Below are 15856 nucleotides of genomic sequence, written 5' to 3' on the forward strand. Positions count from 1 at the left end.
GATACTGTATGAAAGATGTTTAGAAAGGAGAGAGTCATATGCGTTTAAGTGAATTAAGTGGAAAAGAAATTGTGGACCTAGAGCGGGCAGAAAAAATGGGGGTTTTAGGTCACGCTGATTTAGAAATTAATGAAAAAGACGGGAAGATTCAAGCCCTCATCATACCAGTTGGAAAATGGGGTGGATTCAAAAGAGAACAGCAAGAAGTAAAGGTAGAGTGGAGCAGGATTAAGAAGGTTGGACATGATATGATTATTTTTGATTTGGAATAGTAGCAAATACAGTAGAAATTTATAATTTAAGGTAACGTAAATGATTAAAAATGAACATATAGATTATCTTAAACATATGATATATGAATTAAGGATTGCTTCACACAATGTGAAGCAATCCATTATGTGACTTTAAAAAGATGCGAAAGGTGTTACTTAACCACCATTAAATCCGCCACTCCAACAGCTTGCTCCAATAATAATAAGGAGAATAAACAACACGACTAGTAAAGCAAATCCTCCGTAACCACCGCATCCATATCCATATCCTATTTGTTCAGCCAAGAGATCTCCCCTCCACTCTATACAAAAATAAACTTCCCAATACTACCAAAAGTTTTAACAATACAGCTAGTAATGGAAGTAAGCTAAAAAGAGCTAATTTTGTCAGTGCAACAGCTCGTTCTTGATTGTCAATACACTGATACTATATGTAGAAGCTGGCGAAGGGTTTTATATTAATTTTTTCCTTTTTGGACAAGTGTCATTAATAGATTTGTTTATCTTAATATTATATTTTAAAATAGTATACCTTTCCGTTTGAATTCAATCACCCAAAGCTTATACAGTACATATGATGTGGAGGAAAAAGAAAAAGTAGGCACTTTTCTTATAAATGAAAGAAAAAAGAAGGTGAAGTAGGGAATGTTGACTGAGATGCACATTGCTGTCATAGGAGGAGATGCAAGGCAGCTAGAAGTGATTCGTAAGTTGGTTGAACTTGATGCGAAACTTTCATTAGTAGGATTTGATCAACTGGATCATGGTTTTACAGGGGCAGCAAAAGAGAGTATGCAAAATCTAGATTTCACTTCTTTAGATGCAATTATTTTGCCGGTAGCAGGAACAAATGCAAAAGGAGAAGTAGATACTATTTTTTCAAACGAAAAAGTTACGCTAACGAAAGAACAGATTGAAAAAACACCAGCAAACTTTACTATATATTCAGGAATTGGTACGCCGTATTTAGAGAGCATTGTATCTACTACAAATCGAAAACTTGTAAAACTATTCGATCGTGATGATGTGGCAATCTACAATTCAATCCCAACGGTAGAAGGAACATTAATGATGGTTATTCAACATACAGATTATACAATTCATGGTTCAAATGTCATGGTTTTAGGGTTTGGTAGAACAGGAATGAGTGTAGCGAGAGCTTTTCAATCACTAGGAGCTCATGTCAAAGTAGGAGCACGACGCTCAGAACATATTGCTCGTATTTCGGAAATGATGTTCTCTCCTTTTTATATGCAGGATATTGAGAAAGAAGCAAGTGATGTTGATATTGTCATTAATACAATTCCACATCTTGTTGTAACGGCAAGTGTTATCTCGCGGATGCCAGCTCATACATTGATCATTGATTTGGCATCTAAGCCTGGTGGTACGGATTTTCGTTATGCAGAGAAGCGGGGGATTAAAGCTTTGTTAGCACCTGGTCTTCCAGGGATTGTTGCGCCAAAAACAGCAGGACAAATTTTAGCAAATGTTCTTTCTCAGTTATTAACAGCAGATATGATTGCGAAGGAGGAGAATGGAAGATGAGTTTAAAAGGGAAACGAATTGGGTTTGGGTTTACAGGTTCTCATTGTACGTATGAAGAAGTTATGCCACATTTAGAAAAGTTAGTTGCAGAAGGAGCGGAAGTGAGACCGGTTGTTTCCTATACTGTACAATCGACAAATACTAGATTTGGTGAAGGGGCAGAGTGGATTAAAAAGATTGAAGAAGTAACGGGACATAAAGTAATTAATTCAATCGTTGGAGCAGAACCTCTTGGTCCAAAGATTCCGCTAGATTGTATGGTTATCGCTCCTTTAACAGGAAATTCAATGAGTAAATTTGCAAATGCAATGACAGATTCTCCAGTATTAATGGCAGCGAAGGCAACGCTTCGAAATGGAAAACCGGTTGTATTAGCTGTTTCTACAAATGATGCTCTTGGTTTAAATGGCGTAAACCTAATTACACCAAGAGGATGACGACAAAAATAAACGCTTATTTGTCGCCATCTTTAGGGAGCTTAGGGTAAAGCACAAGTTCGAAATCATCGAGCCTTTGCCACTTTTCTTTCTTATAAACAGCTTTTTCTAAAACCGACTTTAGGAGGCTATTCTTTTTCTTCGGATCATCTGTTTTGAAATATAGATCTAATACATGCTCTACTTGAGGAATGGTATCTTTCTTTACTTTTTCTTTTTTTATTTCTGTTTTAATTTCTTTCTTCAACTTTTCCATCGTTCCGGTAATTTCATTAATACGATCGGAAACAACATTAGAACGTTCTAAGAACATATCAACAGTATAAACACCACGCTCTAATAAATCGTGTAAATTATTTTTTTGTTTTTGGACATCCACTAACTCTTTTTCAAGTTTTCGTAAAGCAGTCTCGTTCATTTGGATAATTTGCGTTTCTTTTGTATTTTCATCTTGCTTATGTTTTTCAAAATCAGCTTTATAATTGATGTACCACTCTTTTAATGCTTCGAGTAAACGTTTTTCAATTAATTCTGTATAACTGGATTTGTTTTCACAACCGCGATGTTTACAATCCATTGTATTCTTTCGATTCTTTGGATATCGTTGTACCATACTATAGCCGCATTTCCCGCATTTAATAATTCCAGCTAGTGGATTCGTTAATCCATTTGTATTATAGGGAATATGATACCTCGTGTTTAATTTCTCCTGTACTTTTTCAAATAGGCTTTCTGGGATAATCGGATCATGCTTTCCGTCCGCGATAATCCAATCTGACTTATCTTGCCTTGTACAACTACGCTTCGTAGCATCTGGACGCTTTACTTCTTTTCTCTTTTGCCATGTTACTTTTCCAATGTAGACGTGATTTTTTAACATATCTAATATACTATATGGATTCCAAGCGTTACCTAACTTACTTTTGTAGCCAAGTTCGTTTAGTTTTCGCATAATTGCATTTGCACCCATATCCTCATTGGCATACCATTCAAATATCATTCTGACAACAGAAGCTTCTTCTGAATTAATCGTTAATGTACGTTCACGCTTATTTAGACGATGGATATCATATCCGTATGGTGCATGTGTACCAAGGTAATTACCAGCTTCTACACTTGCAATACGCCCACGTTGCATACGACGTGTAATAATCTTTAATTCCTTACGTGCCATAAACGCTTCAAATTCGCTGTATTCTTCGTCCCACTCATCATTAAGATCATAAGTCTTCCTTGGTGTCATAATCTTCGTATTCGAGCGTTTGAACGTCTCTAAGATGATTCCTTGTTCTTTCATACCACCACGACCTAGACGGTCCATATCCATACAAAGAACAACATCATATTTGTTATCTTCAATTTCTTCAAGAAGCGCCAACATTTCAGGACGTTTCACTAAGCTCTCACCAGAAACGATTTCCTCACGGACAGCTAAAACATTTAAGTTTTTCTCCCTAGCGATTTTCAGCAGGGTAGTACGGTGCTTTGCTAAAGTTTCGCCTTCACCGCGTGCTTCCGCTTCAAGGTCGGCACGGGATTTACGTAGGTAGATTGCGGTTTTCATAGAGAATCCTCCTTTGAGTAGTATTAATTATACGAAAAGCAAGTGGTATAAATTATAAAAAGTTAAGTGAGTTAGTCATTAAGTGCATTCAAGTAGAATCTATAGTTTTTACTGCATAATTAAATATGTTTGTGAAAAAACGTTTTGCAAATGACTAGCTAGCAGCTGATTTTCATAATGCAACAAGCGTTGCTCCGCAGTATGAAATGAAACATTGAAAGTTTTTGCAATGAGGTAAATCGATTCTTTTCTTGTTTCGGGGAGGGTTAGTGTCCTTAACATAAAAGTAGGAATACAAAAATGTAGCTTGAAATTGTTTGCTTTTGCTTCTTGATAGTCTAAAAATAATTTCGGTATGTATAGCTGATTTCCTACATGGAATAGAACATGGCAAAGCTCATGACCAAAGTCCTCCCATTGTTGATACGGCATGTTTCGATTATCAATAATAATACTAGGCAAATTATTTCTACAAATAGCACGACTTCCAAAGGGAGCAAAGTGTAACCAAATATTTAGTTTTTGGGCAATTGTTATCATATCAATTTGTTCTGGAATAAAGATAGATAAAGAATGATACAAATTTTTTATATAGTCTTCGATTTGTGTTGTGTAGTAGGGCTGCGTTTTATGCATATCAGTTCACTCCATTATTCAAAATGAAAACATACGTTCTTATTTTACTGTAAAAAGAAAAGCCCGTGAAGGGGCTAAAAATATAACTCTGAGTATTTAAGGCGATTTCTCCGTTTTTCTAAAATCTAATAGTGTAGGAACAATTAACCATTCAGTGACTAAATAAATACACGCAATTTAGCGTGTAATTTATTATGTATCTTATTTAATCAGTTTTGTTTATCCCCAAGTTTACGATTTTTCTCTTTATTTTTAATAAATTCCCAAAACTGCCTAAGTTCTTCTTGTTTTTCAGGAGAAGCATCTTTTATATCTTTAAACCAAAGACCAAGTTCAGGATCGTTAAGTGTTTTTTCTAAATTATGATCTATCTCGTTTTCTTTTGGAAGGATGGATTCTTCATTAAGAAGAAAATCTACAGAAACACCAAAAAAGTTTGCAATTTCAAGTAAACGTGATTTTCTTGGTAAACGATCGTCACTATTTTCATAATGTGTGATAGAAGAACGAGGGATATTTAGTTTAGCTGCTAATTCTTCTTGCGAAAGTCCTTTAGATTCCCTGAGTTCTCTTAACTTTGTAGAAAATGACAAATTTATCCCTCCTTTATAAATAAGATTTTAACATGATATGTTCGTAAAAAAAACAGTGCGAAAAACGAACGATAACTATTGACATGTTCGTTTTAAGAACATATTATGTATTTATAAGGTTTGAAAAACGCACGTAATGGTGGTGAAAAATTGAATAAGATTACAAACTTAAGAAAAGAAAAAGGAATAACCCAAGAAGAGTTAGCTGTAAAAATCGGAATAACAAGAGCTTACTTATCAAATCTAGAAAATGGAAAGCATAAACCATCTTTAGATGTGGCCTTAAAAATCGCAGAGGCATTAGAAAGCACTGTAGAAAAAATTTTTAAATGTAACGTGCGTAAAACGCACTTGTAAATTGGTTAGAAAGAGGGTGAGGAAATGTCAACGATTCAAATGGCAGTACCAACAGATCAGCAGCATACAAATATAAAAAGCACTTCAAGAGGTGACACCATGAGCCAACAAGAGGAATATGCAGCGACTTATGAATTTGGAAAAACGAAAGTTCACGTTGTAGCTCCTGAACCTAAATCGCAAAAGGAAATTGATAAAATCCTTCGAGCATATTATGAGGCTGGTTGGGCCATCATCAAAGAAATGCAAGCGAAAGAAAGTATCGAGGATTAATTCCTCTCTTCTTACATAAAAAATAGACAAGTTATATATTCTTTATATTTTATTGTAATCCTTTGAAAACTGAATACGGAGGCGAACAAATATGGGAACAAGTATATATTGCAATTCATCAGTAGGAACATTATTACGTAATGCAAGAGAACGTTGTGGAAATGCGCATTATCGAACAAAGAAAGGTCTAGCAGAATACCTCGGCATTACTTACGAACGCTTAAAAAATATTGAATCTGGTTTTTCAAAAGTGCCTTTTGAATTAGCAATGGATTGGTGTGATGCAACGGAAGCACCGATAAACAAACAAGCAATCAAACATATTTATGGTGTAGGGTTACCGCCTACAGATCCACGTTTAACACAAGATGTTAATTTACAACTGATGAATTACATCAAGCAAGCCGAAGAGGGAATTGCGGCAGCAAAGGAAATCATGAATTTGCAAATTACAACACGTTCATGGAAGTTGGATGAAAAGAAGAAACATGAATATGCAGTTCACGCGAAAGAAATATTCGATATGATTCAAGCGACTCAGTGTGTAGTACAAGCTTTAGGACAGCTTCATTCCGATATTATGGAACAAATACAAAGAAGTTGGTTGCAAAAAGCGATGTCAGAAAACGTCATTATTCATTCAGTAGATCATTTAATGAATCTAACAAAAGTATTGTAAGGGAGGGAAGACAAATGACAGTAGATTATAAGAATCCAAGTTTAAAAGAGTACAAGGAACTTATTCGTTATGATGCAAAGTTAAGCGGTGAAATAACAATAGCTAAAACATTTAACGATGCAAAAAAGCTTGAAGCGTTACAAAGGGAAAAGAAGTTAGTGGAAATTCGAATAAAGATTATCGAAGCGTCATTTACGTTAAAACATAAATGGGCAAAAGAAAAAGCTACCGCCTAGGAAACAGTAGCTCTGAAAAAATATGATAAAGCAATTATAACATTTTATTATTTGTTTGGACAAGCCGCTGTGCTTGTCGTTATGACCAGAAAGGATTGTTACCCCTCCATCCCCTTTAAAGATATCCCTTTCTGGTTGTAACGATGCGTACAGCATCAATTTACATAGTAAAGAGGTGAAAACCATGACAACTGAATACAATTGTCTGCATGATCTTGTTCTTCTAGGAGACTTTTCGTTTGCAAATGAACTTCATGATTGCATGAATACATGCATTTACAACATGTTTAACGCTAAATCTCATGAGGAAGCGAATTATTGGGAAGAAGAGCTTAATCGATGTGTAAAAGAGTTTAAGATGCTTCGTGAAGAACATGAAGTAACTAAAAGCTATCGTGTGATTATTAAAGGATCTCTTTCTAAAGGTGTTAACGCTTCACTGGTAAGTCGTCGGAAATAAAAAATCTATCACTTTTCCGAGTGATAGATAAATAGCGGTTGGATAATTTTAGGTAAGGTCATTGTACCACATCATAAACGGTATAACAATGGAGTGTATTGCATGATTTTAGACAAAACGGTACATAGAATATTGTTAAATCCCAAGATGGTTCAACAGGTAATGTCAGAACAACACCTTACTTATTTCGTACAGCAATATCTTAAAAAAGGTTATAAAAATTATCGCTTATTACGTATAGAAGACGGATTTGCGATATGTAAACGGGAGGATGAATAACATGGCAGTTTTTAGACCAGTACAAGTTTCATTTTGGCAGGATGCAAAAGTTATTGAAGAAATGAATCCGGAAGATAAATTATTTAATCTGTATCTTCTTACAAATCCATGTACTACACAAATCGGAGTGTACCAAATCACCAAAAAGCAAATGGCTTTTGATTTAGGTTACTCCATGGAAAGTGTTAATTCACTCTTAGATCGTTTTGAAAACCATCATAAATTAGTTAAGTATAATCCAGAAACACGCGAACTAGCGATTATCAACTGGGGGAAATACAACCTTAATAGAGGAGGTAAACCAATTGAGGATTGTGTTCGCAAAGAACTGGATGGGGTAGTTGATATTAGTCTTGTTAGCTTAGTAACTCCAAAAGTTAAAAATGATAAAATTCGTTCTATTTTCGAAGATTTCCTTGCTGTTCACGATACGTCCACGATAAGTGGGGAAAAAGAAAAAGAAGAAGAAAAAGAAGAACAACAAGAAGAACGTGCGAATGCGGAAGAGGTTGTTGTTAATCCAATTTCTTTTTACGAACAAAACTTCGGATTCATTACACCTTTTATCGCAGAAGGCATTAACGCATGGGTAGATGACTTAAATGCAGAGTTAGTTGTTAAGGCAATGGAGATTGCTTTAGAAAAAAATACTAGAAACATGTCTTACGTAAATACGATTTTACGAGATTGGCATCTTAAAGGATTGAAAACAGTAGGTGATGTTGAGGCAGCTGATAAAGCATTTCGTGATAAACGAACAGCACAAGCAAAGCAACAACCTGTATATCAATCGGCAGCTATGTCTAAATCTACTAAGCAAGTGTTACAGCAGCAGGAATCATGGAAACAAAACATTCCTACAGACGAGGAACTTGCAGCACTTAACCAACAGAATGGATGGATGATGCAATGAGTAACGAAATCATTCGCAATGTAGAAGCTGAACAAAGTGTTTTAGGTAGCATCATCATGGAAGGGGATTTGATAAAAGATTGTCAGTTAAAACCAAATCAGTTTTCTCTTCCAACACACCAAGCCATTTTTAAAGCGATGAGAGAACTTGAAGACACTGAAAGTCCTATAGATCTTGTGACTGTAGTTGAAAAATTGGATAGTTTTATAAATCAAATTGGTGGCATTCAGTTTTTAGTTAATTTAGCTGAGAGCGTTTCGACAACAAAAAACTTTTCGTATCACGAGGGTCTTGTGATAGAAGCATGGAAAATGCGACATGCTCAAGAGGTTGCTGGTGATTTATATAAGCGTCTTCAGAGGGACAAAGATATTAGTGTAATCAGCAATACAATCGATGAACTAAATGCGATAGAGGAAACGGGTTATTCAGGTGAGTTTGATTTAAAAGAAAAGCTTGTTGGGCTATATAAGAAGATGCAAATCGATGTTGGCGATTTAACAGGTATAAACACTGGATATAACGATTTTAATCGAATGACTTCTGGATTACAGACAGGAGACTTAATTATTGTTGGTGCACGTCCAGCAATGGGAAAAACGGCGTTTGTACTAAACGTTGCTTATCATGCAGCAAGTTCGGATACAGCAGTTGGAATCTTTTCACTAGAGATGGGAGAAGAACAATTGCTCAAGCGAATGATTTCTAGTGCTGGTAATGTTGATGCAACCAAAATGAAAAATCCTAAGAAGCTTTGCAATATCAAAGATTGGGAAAATATTAGTCAAGCAATGGGGCTGATAAATAATTTACCGCTGGAAATATACGATAAAGCAAATGTAACAATGCAAGAAATTTATGCAAAGACCAGAAAACTAAAACGTAAACATCCAGATAAAAAGGTATTAATAGCGATTGATTATTTACAGCTTATTGTTGGTGATCCAAAGCATCGAGGAAATCGTATGCAAGAGATTGGTGAGATTAGTCGTAAGTTGAAATTGATGGCCAGGGAATTAGATGTATGTGTAGTTGCTTTATCACAATTAAGTCGTGCTGTTGAGAGCAGACAAGATAAACGTCCTCTGTTATCTGATTTACGTGAGACAGGGCAAATTGAGCAAGATGCTGACTTGATTGCATTTTTATATCGTGAAGATTATTACGATGCAGAAACAAAGAATAAAAACATAACTGAAATTATTCTGGCCAAGCAGAGAAACGGGCCTGTCGGTACAGTAGAGCTGGCATTCATTAAAGAGTTTAGTAAGTTTGTTAACTTAGAACGTAAATTTAATGAGCAGCAGGTGGCCAGATGATGTTATTACGACGGGAAGTTGAAAGAAGAAAATTGTTTATTATTCGTAAATTACTAGATTTAGGATTATCTGAAATAAGCGGACAAACATTAGACCAATTAACGTTAACACAACTTGAAGAAGTTTTAACAGCGAGTTTGCAAGTGCTGGAGGGAACAAAAAATGATTCTAACAAGAAATTGGCGTAATGGAGATACGATTCATCTCAAACGTAAAAAATTTAAAGATATCCTACATGCCGTACAGGATTTAGAAAAAAGAGGATATTCATGTGTTCATCCGATTAGATCGTTAGTGCAGTGGCAGAGAGAATTCATTCATAAGCGAACGAACGGAAAGATTAGTACAGCTAATTATAGCTTTAAACAAACGGATGCTGATACTTGTTATGTTGTAATGATGAGAAAAGAAAAGAGTGAAGATTATGAAGCAGCTAACGATTTTTGATGTTGAGCCTGTTGTTTCATTTGATCTCAATAAAGCGAATGTTCATCGATTGAATTCAAAATTACGTTTTGCTGATGTAGTTGTACAAATACCTCGTCAAGCCAAAGCAATTGATGAATTGAAACCAACGACAGCACCAGATGATCGTTATGAATTATTTGAAGAGTACGCAATTGGGGTTTGGCGTTATAAACGAGCGGAGGATAAACAATTTGAGTGGGAAGAAGCGGAAGAAATGTGTAAGCGAGCAAGGGATAGTAAAAAGCCAATTTCGATACGGCTTCACTTATCTATTGAGCAACCGTTCATTCCAGAGAATGTTGTGCAATATTTATAGGCAAATAAAAAAGCCGGGATCACTCCCGACATAATTATTCGACAAAGTAATTATAACACAAATAGGAGTGATTCCGGTGGCAATTATTAAGGAAAACATTGCAGAAATGAAGGCTGAAATTTCATTAGCAGAAAATATGATTTATGTTGTGAAAGATGGACAAGTTCATCCAATAGAGCCACCCACAAGTGGTCACGGGGAACAGTCCTTTGTATATAAAAGTGGAAAAGTAACTCGTATGGATGAACGGAAGACGCAGTTGATTTAATACCAAATTTGAATTTTATAGAAAAGTAAGGGAGTGGGATAATTCTATAAATAAAGACCCTGCTCTCAATAATGAGAGCAGGGTCCTTGGATGAAGTTACTGAGTTCGTGAGATGATGAACGCCAGCAACCGAATAGTATCATGATTATTCAGAAAAAACAAAGGGAAAATGCTTCCTGATTTTCTAATGATAGTAAAATAAAAGACTTTTCAAAATGATTGATTTATAACAAAAGCGTTATTTTAATCGAAATGGGGGATGCGGAGATGAAATAAGACCGCTCCTTTTATGAGAACGGTCCTGAAAGAAGCATTTGTTGGAGGTCGCTACGAATAGCTAACAATGTCTTCACCAATAAGTATGGACAATATTTTTACGTCTATACACAAAAAGGCAGGCAACTAATTAAGTTACCCGCCTGTTCTTAAACGACACGGAGGAGAGAGCTCCGTTTTGAAAGAGTACAGCCGTAGGGAAGCCGGCTCAGAGGTAGTATGTGTAATACAAAAAAGATTATTCGTAAAGGGGAATGAGAGATGGAATATATTGAAAAAGCAACTAAAGATATTAAAGAGAATTGGTTTGAAGATCATGTGGCTGAAATTCAAGGTGAAGAAGGATTACAGGTTATTTATTGGGGCAAGCCTGGGACGAATATGTATCGCACTAAATTTGTACTTTCAGGATATAACGTGTTTGTTTCTGGTGATATTGGTGAAGCGGTGTACAACCTTACATGTCCAGCAACATTAGAAAATATCAAAGGATTCGATTTAGGGTATTTTACTGGAAAGTTAACGGCTTTTTGTGAAGAACGTTGGAATTTCGATGAAGAAAAGGCTAAAAGGGAACTTGATGAATATTGGAAAGAATACGATATGAATGAAACAACAGAAAGCGGACAAGAAGTATATGATGGCATTATTTCAGCGATTGATGAGAGTTCATCTATGGAAAGTTACCACTTTTGGCTAAGTGATGTTTATCATAATAGCTCATTAGATTCTGACACGATGGAAGATGTTTGGAATTTCGGTAAAAGGTTACTGCGTCGTTTAATTGGTTACTGGTTAGGATTGCAAATGGCAATTGAACAATTAGAGAAAAACAAACCTGCAGTAGAAGCAGTGACTTTATAACAAAATAGTTATTTTAATTGAAAGAGCAGGTCTTGAACAAAGATTGCTAAAGACCTACTTGTAATATACACGTTTAACTGTTAATAAATGGTGAAAACTGGTCGGCATATTTAGTAGGTGTAAATTTAATTAATTCATATTCAGCAACTTGATGTTTATAAAAAGGATCTTCCATTAGTATTTCTTGGACAGCGACCTCATCATCTGAGTTAACTAAAATAACGCCACCTATTCTAGGATCACGTCGTCCAGAAAAAATGAAGTTGTTTCTTTTGTAATGTTTATCTAAGAAATCTACATGCTCTTGCAGAAAATCTTCAACGACATTTAATGGTTTCACATACTTTAAAAGAACTATAAACATAGCTTCATCACCCTTCTAGGTATATCGTTTTTTTTCTATATTCATTATACACCTGAAATTTTGAAAAGTATTTTTAAACTATAAAAATCTATTCTTTTTACTTTTATGATTACCAACGATATGAATTTATTTCAAAACTATTACAAGAGAAATCTTAATAAAATCCTTATTTGAATAAAAGAAACCCCGTTTGTTTACGGGGCTTCTAAGGGCACTTGTCAAGTAATGACGTACTCGACTAATTAACAGTAGCATGAGTTTTCAGAAAATAATACTGGTAAATGTGTCCAATTGATTAGGGGCTATTATTTCGAACAAAATCGTTATTTGAATAGAAAGTGTTTATGTAAGAAAGAGCGCGCAATAGTTCACGCTCCTTCAAGTGGAGATTGGGTGCCTTTAGAATCATTTCTCTCTACATTATATGAATGTTTGTGGGAAGTGTGCGAGAGATTGATTTAGAAGAAGTAATTTCTATATATGCAAGAAATTAATAGAAAAACGCTATTTTGTACGGTTTTAAATCTATGAGAAAAGGACCAGCTACGAATAGCAGGTCCTCTCCAAGATGGCAAAGAGTAATTCTTACGGTACTCTTTGTTCATATAATACACGAATATTAATAATAACTCTAGATTCTATATATTGAGAAATAAAGTTTTAATAATTCTAAACAAAGGGGGCTGAAAAATAAGTGTTTTAACAAACTTAAAAGAATATGCAGTCTACAAAGGTGAATCGCTAGTATGTATGGACCATACAGGAATGCGCTCAACATATGAGAGTACTTCCTGAAACTGTTCGTTATTATACAACGCCAGCTTATCAAAGGAAGTTAGCGAAGCGAAAGAGAGTAAGAAATTACTTAACTGTTACGAAACTTGAAGAAGATTAATATAAAAATTTCATTTTGCACAAAACAAAACCCTAGTCTCCTAGGGTAATGGGTATAACGCTCGTTTCTATCGAGCTATTACATGATATCCTGTAACGGATGTGGATACAACAGTAATTGTTACCAGAAAAGTAAGTAGATAGGAAAAGATGATTATAGAAAAGGGGAATGGATATGGAGAAGTGGCCAGAAGAAAGAATTGAAGCTTATAAGCATTATGTACAAACGGATATTGAAGTGCTTAAAGGTTATGAAAGTAGAATAAAGACTTTGCGGGAAGAGTTGCAAGATCTTGAAAAGCATAGGGAAAGAAAAATAGCTGAAGTTGATAAGCAAGTTACACAATTATATTACCAAGGTTGGGAAATGAAACGTAGTGAATGGGTTCGGGTTGAGAATACGCAATAAAAGAGCAGCTAGCCCAACCTAACTGCTCTCTCCAAAAATGATGATTCGATGCATAGATATTATATGCCAAGATGTTGATTTTATTCAAGGGGTGATTGAAATGGTAATGTAGAATGGCATGAAGCTGATGATAATAATGGAATCAAAACAATAGCAATGATTGAAATTGATAAAAAATTAAAAGGTATAACGATGTATGGGTACAACAGAATAGTCGGTTATAACGGGTTCATAAAAGAGGACAAGGTTCTCTATAAAGGAGAAGAATATACAGTGGTAATGGTATCGAGGTTGGGGGATTTTGGGTTATCTAAAACAGGAGAATTACCATACATTTTACGTGTTTGCCCAAAAGATGTCGTGAAGCAGTAAAAGAGCAGCTAGCAAAAGCTAACTGCTCAGGTCATGGGTAATAGAGAAATGGGTATCTACAGTATTGACGGAATATTGAGTTTTATTCAGGGGGTAGAGGTATGGATAAAGAATGTGGAAAAGAAATAACAACCGGTTTATTACATGAAGAAGATGTATTTTGTTGGGATTGTGTTTATAGCTGGGAATAGGGAGGTAGAGGGAAATGGTAGAGCAAAAAGAGCGGAAAATGGTACCTATGGCATCTTATGGGTGGAATAAAGAAAAACAATGTGTAGAGTTGCAACTGTTAATCAATGAAGAGATATATGTAATGCCGTTGTATAAGAAAGATATAAGAGGCATGGAAACTTGGTTTCAGTTAAGGGAACAAAACTTAATAAAATAATCCTTTTATAAATTACCCAAAAAGAAGAAAATGGTATAATAGATACAATTAAATTATCAGTCCTACTGGAAGAACCAGCGGACATCGAACTGCAAAGAGCGTTAGCAATATTGCTCTGTAGTTTGATGTCCGCTTTTTTTATTTCATTAATAAAATAGACAAGGAGTGTTTATATATGACTCAATTAACTTTCTTGCCAAAGATTGATCGTAAAGCAACGCAGGCACGTTTAGAAAAGATTCTTGAAGACGTTCGTATTTATAGACAGTTTGGGATGATTAGAAATGAGATGAAGGTTACAGCTTCTTGTGAAGTAAGATATTATGGCCCAACAAATGTTGTAGGCAAACCAGCTGAGGATGTTGCTTTGGCTAATTTAGAATTGAGTAAACGAGAAGAGAGATTGAAACGTCTATCTTTTCAGATTGATAAGGCATTAAGTCGTTTCAGTAAGAATCAAAGGGACATTATCGTAAAACGTTATTTAGAAGATGAAGAAGTCTTTGATTACATGGTCTATAACGAGATTGGCATGAGTGAGCGTACATATAGACGTAATAAGTCCAATGCTTTTTATAAACTAGCTTTTGCTCTTAGATTAGAAGTATATGAGACAGAAGAACATTACGGAGGGGATGACCTATGAACTTTGTCCAACCTATTCGAGATCCAGAGCAAATACAACAAATTAAAGAATCCCTAAAAGAAAAGAGTGAACGTAATTATATTCTTTTTGTAATGGGGATTAATACAGGATTACGTATTAGTGATATTCTCAAATTGAAAGTAGGAGATTTAAAGAGTAGTCATATTTCGATGAGAGAAAAGAAAACAGGTAAACAGAAGCGTATTCAATTAACGCCATCATTAAAAAGAGAATTACGTTGGTATGTTGAAGAAAGAGAAGACAATGAGTATTTGATTAAAAGTCGAGAAGGAAAGAATAAACCGATTGGGCGCAGCATGGCTTATAAAATACTTAGAAGCACAGCAGCAGAGTTTGGATTAAAAGAAATAGGGACTCATACATTACGTAAAACATTTGGATATCATATGTACATGCAAACAAAGAATATCGCTTTGCTTATGGAGATATGTAATCATTCATCTGAAAGAGTTACGTTAAGATATATTGGTGTGAACCAGGATGCAATGGATAAAGCGATGACTAAGTTTAAAATCTAGTCATCGCTTTTTATTTATACAGCTGAGCAGGAAGAAGACAAAAAGTATCGAATGAATGTATTTAAATAGTACGGTTTGCTTTTGGTATGAATATTAGTTAAAGATACGTTAATTACATTCCAATCTGTAACAAAAAAGGCCATTAAATAACAGAGGGAGCAACTTACATGGAAAATATATTAAAGGTATCGTCAAAATCAAGTCCAAATTCAGTTGCAGGTGCAATTGCAGGTGTACTAAGAGCAAGTGGTAATGTAGAAATCCAAGTGATTGGAGCTGGTTCTTTAAATCAAGCGATTAAAGCAATTGCTATTGCAAGAGGTTTTGTAGCTCCTAGTGGCATTGACTTGGTTCTTGTTCCAGCGTTTCAGGAGGTTTCTATCAATAATCAAGAAAAAACAGCGATCAAATTAATTGTAGGTCCTAGAAAAAAAAGGTCCTAATAGAGAGCGTTAATATAAGGGAATTTTAAAAGGCCGATAGAAA

At 35.1% G+C, this 15856-nt stretch carries 25 protein-coding genes and 2 pseudogenes; 22 read left to right on the plus strand and 5 right to left on the minus strand.

From position 1 onward, the window contains the following. Positions 1-38 precede the first annotated feature (38 nt). On the plus strand, positions 39-272 hold the full coding sequence (locus LOK41_RS07405) for a YlmC/YmxH family sporulation protein (protein WP_174101866.1): 234 nt from the start codon (positions 39-41) through the stop codon (positions 270-272). A gap of 156 nt (positions 273-428) precedes the next feature. Here the strand turns inward: LOK41_RS07405 and LOK41_RS07410 are convergent, their stop codons facing one another. Beyond that, a complete protein-coding gene (locus tag LOK41_RS07410) occupies positions 429-557 on the minus strand; it encodes a YjcZ family sporulation protein (RefSeq protein ID WP_241815892.1) in 129 nt (42 codons plus the stop codon). Between the two features lie 360 nt (positions 558-917). On the opposite strand from LOK41_RS07410, the gene dpaA reads away from it, so the two are divergent. Together dpaA and dpaB are read left to right on the plus strand one after the other, a co-directional pair. After that, on the plus strand, positions 918-1820 hold the full coding sequence (dpaA, locus tag LOK41_RS07415) for a dipicolinic acid synthetase subunit A (RefSeq protein WP_241815898.1): 903 nt from the start codon (positions 918-920) through the stop codon (positions 1818-1820). After that, positions 1817-2242, plus strand: a pseudogene (gene dpaB, locus LOK41_RS07420) (dipicolinate synthase subunit B); the annotation flags it as partial. The gene dpaA and the pseudogene dpaB, both read left to right, overlap by 4 nt. A gap of 31 nt (positions 2243-2273) precedes the next feature. Here dpaB and LOK41_RS07425 read toward each other — a convergent pair. From LOK41_RS07425 to LOK41_RS07435, 3 genes are all read right to left on the minus strand, one after another. Then, positions 2274-3821, minus strand: coding sequence for a recombinase family protein (locus LOK41_RS07425; RefSeq protein ID WP_241815900.1), 1548 nt, complete (start codon positions 3819-3821; stop codon positions 2274-2276). A gap of 108 nt (positions 3822-3929) precedes the next feature. Further along, entirely contained in the window at positions 3930-4457 is a 528-nt protein-coding gene (locus tag LOK41_RS07430) for an ImmA/IrrE family metallo-endopeptidase (RefSeq protein WP_241815901.1), read from the minus strand. Between the two features lie 209 nt (positions 4458-4666). Continuing rightward, positions 4667-5050, minus strand: a complete 384-nt coding sequence (locus tag LOK41_RS07435; RefSeq protein ID WP_241815903.1) for a helix-turn-helix domain-containing protein — start codon at positions 5048-5050, stop codon at positions 4667-4669. A gap of 150 nt (positions 5051-5200) precedes the next feature. Here LOK41_RS07435 and LOK41_RS07440 point away from each other — a divergent pair, with 150 nt between their 5' ends. The 12 genes from LOK41_RS07440 (at position 5201) to LOK41_RS07495 (ending at position 11758) form a co-directional block, all read left to right on the plus strand. Beyond that, positions 5201-5407 carry a helix-turn-helix transcriptional regulator gene (locus LOK41_RS07440; protein ID WP_241815904.1) on the plus strand — a complete coding sequence of 69 codons (207 nt, stop codon included), beginning with the start codon at positions 5201-5203 and terminating at the stop codon, positions 5405-5407. 24 nt (positions 5408-5431) lie between these two features. Further along, positions 5432-5680: a hypothetical protein gene (locus LOK41_RS07445; RefSeq protein ID WP_241815906.1), complete on the plus strand. Its 249-nt coding sequence runs from the start codon at positions 5432-5434 to the stop codon at positions 5678-5680. Positions 5681-5771: 91 nt separating this feature from the next. Further along, positions 5772-6359 carry a helix-turn-helix domain-containing protein gene (locus LOK41_RS07450; RefSeq protein ID WP_241815908.1) on the plus strand — a complete coding sequence of 196 codons (588 nt, stop codon included), beginning with the start codon at positions 5772-5774 and terminating at the stop codon, positions 6357-6359. Positions 6360-6373: 14 nt separating this feature from the next. Continuing rightward, positions 6374-6595 carry an RNA polymerase subunit sigma gene (locus LOK41_RS07455; RefSeq protein ID WP_241815910.1) on the plus strand — a complete coding sequence of 74 codons (222 nt, stop codon included), beginning with the start codon at positions 6374-6376 and terminating at the stop codon, positions 6593-6595. 184 nt (positions 6596-6779) lie between these two features. Continuing rightward, complete coding sequence (locus LOK41_RS07460) at positions 6780-7055, plus strand: hypothetical protein (protein WP_241815911.1); 276 nt, start codon at positions 6780-6782, stop codon at positions 7053-7055. Positions 7056-7335: 280 nt separating this feature from the next. Then, complete coding sequence (locus tag LOK41_RS07465) at positions 7336-8247, plus strand: DnaD domain-containing protein (protein ID WP_241815913.1); 912 nt, start codon at positions 7336-7338, stop codon at positions 8245-8247. Beyond that, positions 8244-9566 carry a replicative DNA helicase gene (dnaB, locus tag LOK41_RS07470; protein ID WP_241815915.1) on the plus strand — a complete coding sequence of 441 codons (1323 nt, stop codon included), beginning with the start codon at positions 8244-8246 and terminating at the stop codon, positions 9564-9566. The genes LOK41_RS07465 and dnaB overlap by 4 nt, the downstream gene beginning before the upstream one ends. Then, positions 9566-9754 carry a hypothetical protein gene (locus LOK41_RS07475; RefSeq protein WP_241815916.1) on the plus strand — a complete coding sequence of 63 codons (189 nt, stop codon included), beginning with the start codon at positions 9566-9568 and terminating at the stop codon, positions 9752-9754. Before dnaB ends, LOK41_RS07475 begins: the two co-directional genes overlap by 1 nt. Beyond that, positions 9729-10013, plus strand: coding sequence for a hypothetical protein (locus tag LOK41_RS07480; RefSeq protein WP_174101887.1), 285 nt, complete (start codon positions 9729-9731; stop codon positions 10011-10013). The genes LOK41_RS07475 and LOK41_RS07480 overlap by 26 nt, the downstream gene beginning before the upstream one ends. Then, entirely contained in the window at positions 9988-10350 is a 363-nt protein-coding gene (locus LOK41_RS07485) for a cell division protein SepF (RefSeq protein ID WP_174101902.1), read from the plus strand. Before LOK41_RS07480 ends, LOK41_RS07485 begins: the two co-directional genes overlap by 26 nt. A gap of 76 nt (positions 10351-10426) precedes the next feature. Continuing rightward, entirely contained in the window at positions 10427-10618 is a 192-nt protein-coding gene (locus LOK41_RS07490) for a DUF3954 domain-containing protein (RefSeq protein ID WP_174101889.1), read from the plus strand. 537 nt (positions 10619-11155) lie between these two features. Beyond that, the gene (locus LOK41_RS07495) at positions 11156-11758 is read left to right on the plus strand and encodes a hypothetical protein (RefSeq protein WP_241815918.1); all 603 of its coding nucleotides are present in this window, start codon (positions 11156-11158) and stop codon (positions 11756-11758) included. A gap of 73 nt (positions 11759-11831) precedes the next feature. Here the strand turns inward: LOK41_RS07495 and LOK41_RS07500 are convergent, their stop codons facing one another. Then, entirely contained in the window at positions 11832-12122 is a 291-nt protein-coding gene (locus tag LOK41_RS07500) for a YciI family protein (RefSeq protein ID WP_241815919.1), read from the minus strand. A 690-nt stretch (positions 12123-12812) separates the two neighbouring features. Here LOK41_RS07500 and LOK41_RS29085 point away from each other — a divergent pair. The 7 genes and pseudogenes from LOK41_RS29085 to LOK41_RS07535 all read left to right on the plus strand — a co-directional run bounded on the left by LOK41_RS29085 (position 12813) and on the right by LOK41_RS07535 (position 15813). Further along, positions 12813-13017: pseudogene (locus LOK41_RS29085) on the plus strand (hypothetical protein). A 174-nt stretch (positions 13018-13191) separates the two neighbouring features. Continuing rightward, positions 13192-13425 (plus strand): hypothetical protein, encoded by a 234-nt coding sequence (locus tag LOK41_RS07510; protein WP_241815920.1) that lies wholly within the window; start codon positions 13192-13194, stop codon positions 13423-13425. 156 nt (positions 13426-13581) lie between these two features. Continuing rightward, positions 13582-13797, plus strand: coding sequence for a hypothetical protein (locus tag LOK41_RS07515; RefSeq protein WP_241815921.1), 216 nt, complete (start codon positions 13582-13584; stop codon positions 13795-13797). Positions 13798-14002: 205 nt separating this feature from the next. Continuing rightward, complete coding sequence (locus tag LOK41_RS07520) at positions 14003-14185, plus strand: hypothetical protein (RefSeq protein ID WP_174101895.1); 183 nt, start codon at positions 14003-14005, stop codon at positions 14183-14185. 175 nt (positions 14186-14360) lie between these two features. After that, on the plus strand, positions 14361-14831 hold the full coding sequence (locus LOK41_RS07525; RefSeq protein ID WP_241815922.1) for an ArpU family phage packaging/lysis transcriptional regulator: 471 nt from the start codon (positions 14361-14363) through the stop codon (positions 14829-14831). Further along, a complete protein-coding gene (locus LOK41_RS07530) occupies positions 14828-15370 on the plus strand; it encodes a site-specific integrase (protein ID WP_241815923.1) in 543 nt (180 codons plus the stop codon). Before LOK41_RS07525 ends, LOK41_RS07530 begins: the two co-directional genes overlap by 4 nt. A 167-nt stretch (positions 15371-15537) precedes the next feature. Next, positions 15538-15813, plus strand: a complete 276-nt coding sequence (locus LOK41_RS07535) for a stage V sporulation protein S (protein WP_241815924.1) — start codon at positions 15538-15540, stop codon at positions 15811-15813. Positions 15814-15856 lie beyond the last annotated feature (43 nt).

Source organism: Bacillus sp. TL12, assembly GCF_022625245.1.
GTDB lineage: Bacteria > Bacillota > Bacilli > Bacillales > Bacillaceae_G > Bacillus_A.

What these genes read in the sequence shown, in the direction of transcription:
- LOK41_RS07475 (WP_241815916.1), top strand. Translation starts at nt 9,566, where the DNA reads ATGTTATTACGACGGGAAGTTGAAAGAAGAAAATTGTTTATTATTCGT.
- LOK41_RS07425 (WP_241815900.1), bottom strand. Translation starts at nt 3,821, where the DNA reads ATGAAAACCGCAATCTACCTACGTAAATCCCGTGCCGACCTTGAAGCG.
- LOK41_RS07525 (WP_241815922.1), top strand. Translation starts at nt 14,361, where the DNA reads ATGACTCAATTAACTTTCTTGCCAAAGATTGATCGTAAAGCAACGCAG.
- LOK41_RS07465 (WP_241815913.1), top strand. Translation starts at nt 7,336, where the DNA reads ATGGCAGTTTTTAGACCAGTACAAGTTTCATTTTGGCAGGATGCAAAA.
- LOK41_RS07450 (WP_241815908.1), top strand. Translation starts at nt 5,772, where the DNA reads ATGGGAACAAGTATATATTGCAATTCATCAGTAGGAACATTATTACGT.
- LOK41_RS07495 (WP_241815918.1), top strand. Translation starts at nt 11,156, where the DNA reads ATGGAATATATTGAAAAAGCAACTAAAGATATTAAAGAGAATTGGTTT.
- LOK41_RS07445 (WP_241815906.1), top strand. Translation starts at nt 5,432, where the DNA reads ATGTCAACGATTCAAATGGCAGTACCAACAGATCAGCAGCATACAAAT.
- LOK41_RS07460 (WP_241815911.1), top strand. Translation starts at nt 6,780, where the DNA reads ATGACAACTGAATACAATTGTCTGCATGATCTTGTTCTTCTAGGAGAC.
- dnaB (WP_241815915.1), top strand. Translation starts at nt 8,244, where the DNA reads ATGAGTAACGAAATCATTCGCAATGTAGAAGCTGAACAAAGTGTTTTA.
- LOK41_RS07515 (WP_241815921.1), top strand. Translation starts at nt 13,582, where the DNA reads ATGATTGAAATTGATAAAAAATTAAAAGGTATAACGATGTATGGGTAC.
- dpaA (WP_241815898.1), top strand. Translation starts at nt 918, where the DNA reads ATGTTGACTGAGATGCACATTGCTGTCATAGGAGGAGATGCAAGGCAG.
- LOK41_RS07535 (WP_241815924.1), top strand. Translation starts at nt 15,538, where the DNA reads ATGGAAAATATATTAAAGGTATCGTCAAAATCAAGTCCAAATTCAGTT.
- LOK41_RS07430 (WP_241815901.1), bottom strand. Translation starts at nt 4,457, where the DNA reads ATGCATAAAACGCAGCCCTACTACACAACACAAATCGAAGACTATATA.
- LOK41_RS07510 (WP_241815920.1), top strand. Translation starts at nt 13,192, where the DNA reads ATGGAGAAGTGGCCAGAAGAAAGAATTGAAGCTTATAAGCATTATGTA.
- LOK41_RS07455 (WP_241815910.1), top strand. Translation starts at nt 6,374, where the DNA reads ATGACAGTAGATTATAAGAATCCAAGTTTAAAAGAGTACAAGGAACTT.
- LOK41_RS07530 (WP_241815923.1), top strand. Translation starts at nt 14,828, where the DNA reads ATGAACTTTGTCCAACCTATTCGAGATCCAGAGCAAATACAACAAATT.
- LOK41_RS07520 (WP_174101895.1), top strand. Translation starts at nt 14,003, where the DNA reads ATGGTAGAGCAAAAAGAGCGGAAAATGGTACCTATGGCATCTTATGGG.
- LOK41_RS07500 (WP_241815919.1), bottom strand. Translation starts at nt 12,122, where the DNA reads ATGTTTATAGTTCTTTTAAAGTATGTGAAACCATTAAATGTCGTTGAA.
- LOK41_RS07405 (WP_174101866.1), top strand. Translation starts at nt 39, where the DNA reads ATGCGTTTAAGTGAATTAAGTGGAAAAGAAATTGTGGACCTAGAGCGG.
- LOK41_RS07480 (WP_174101887.1), top strand. Translation starts at nt 9,729, where the DNA reads ATGATTCTAACAAGAAATTGGCGTAATGGAGATACGATTCATCTCAAA.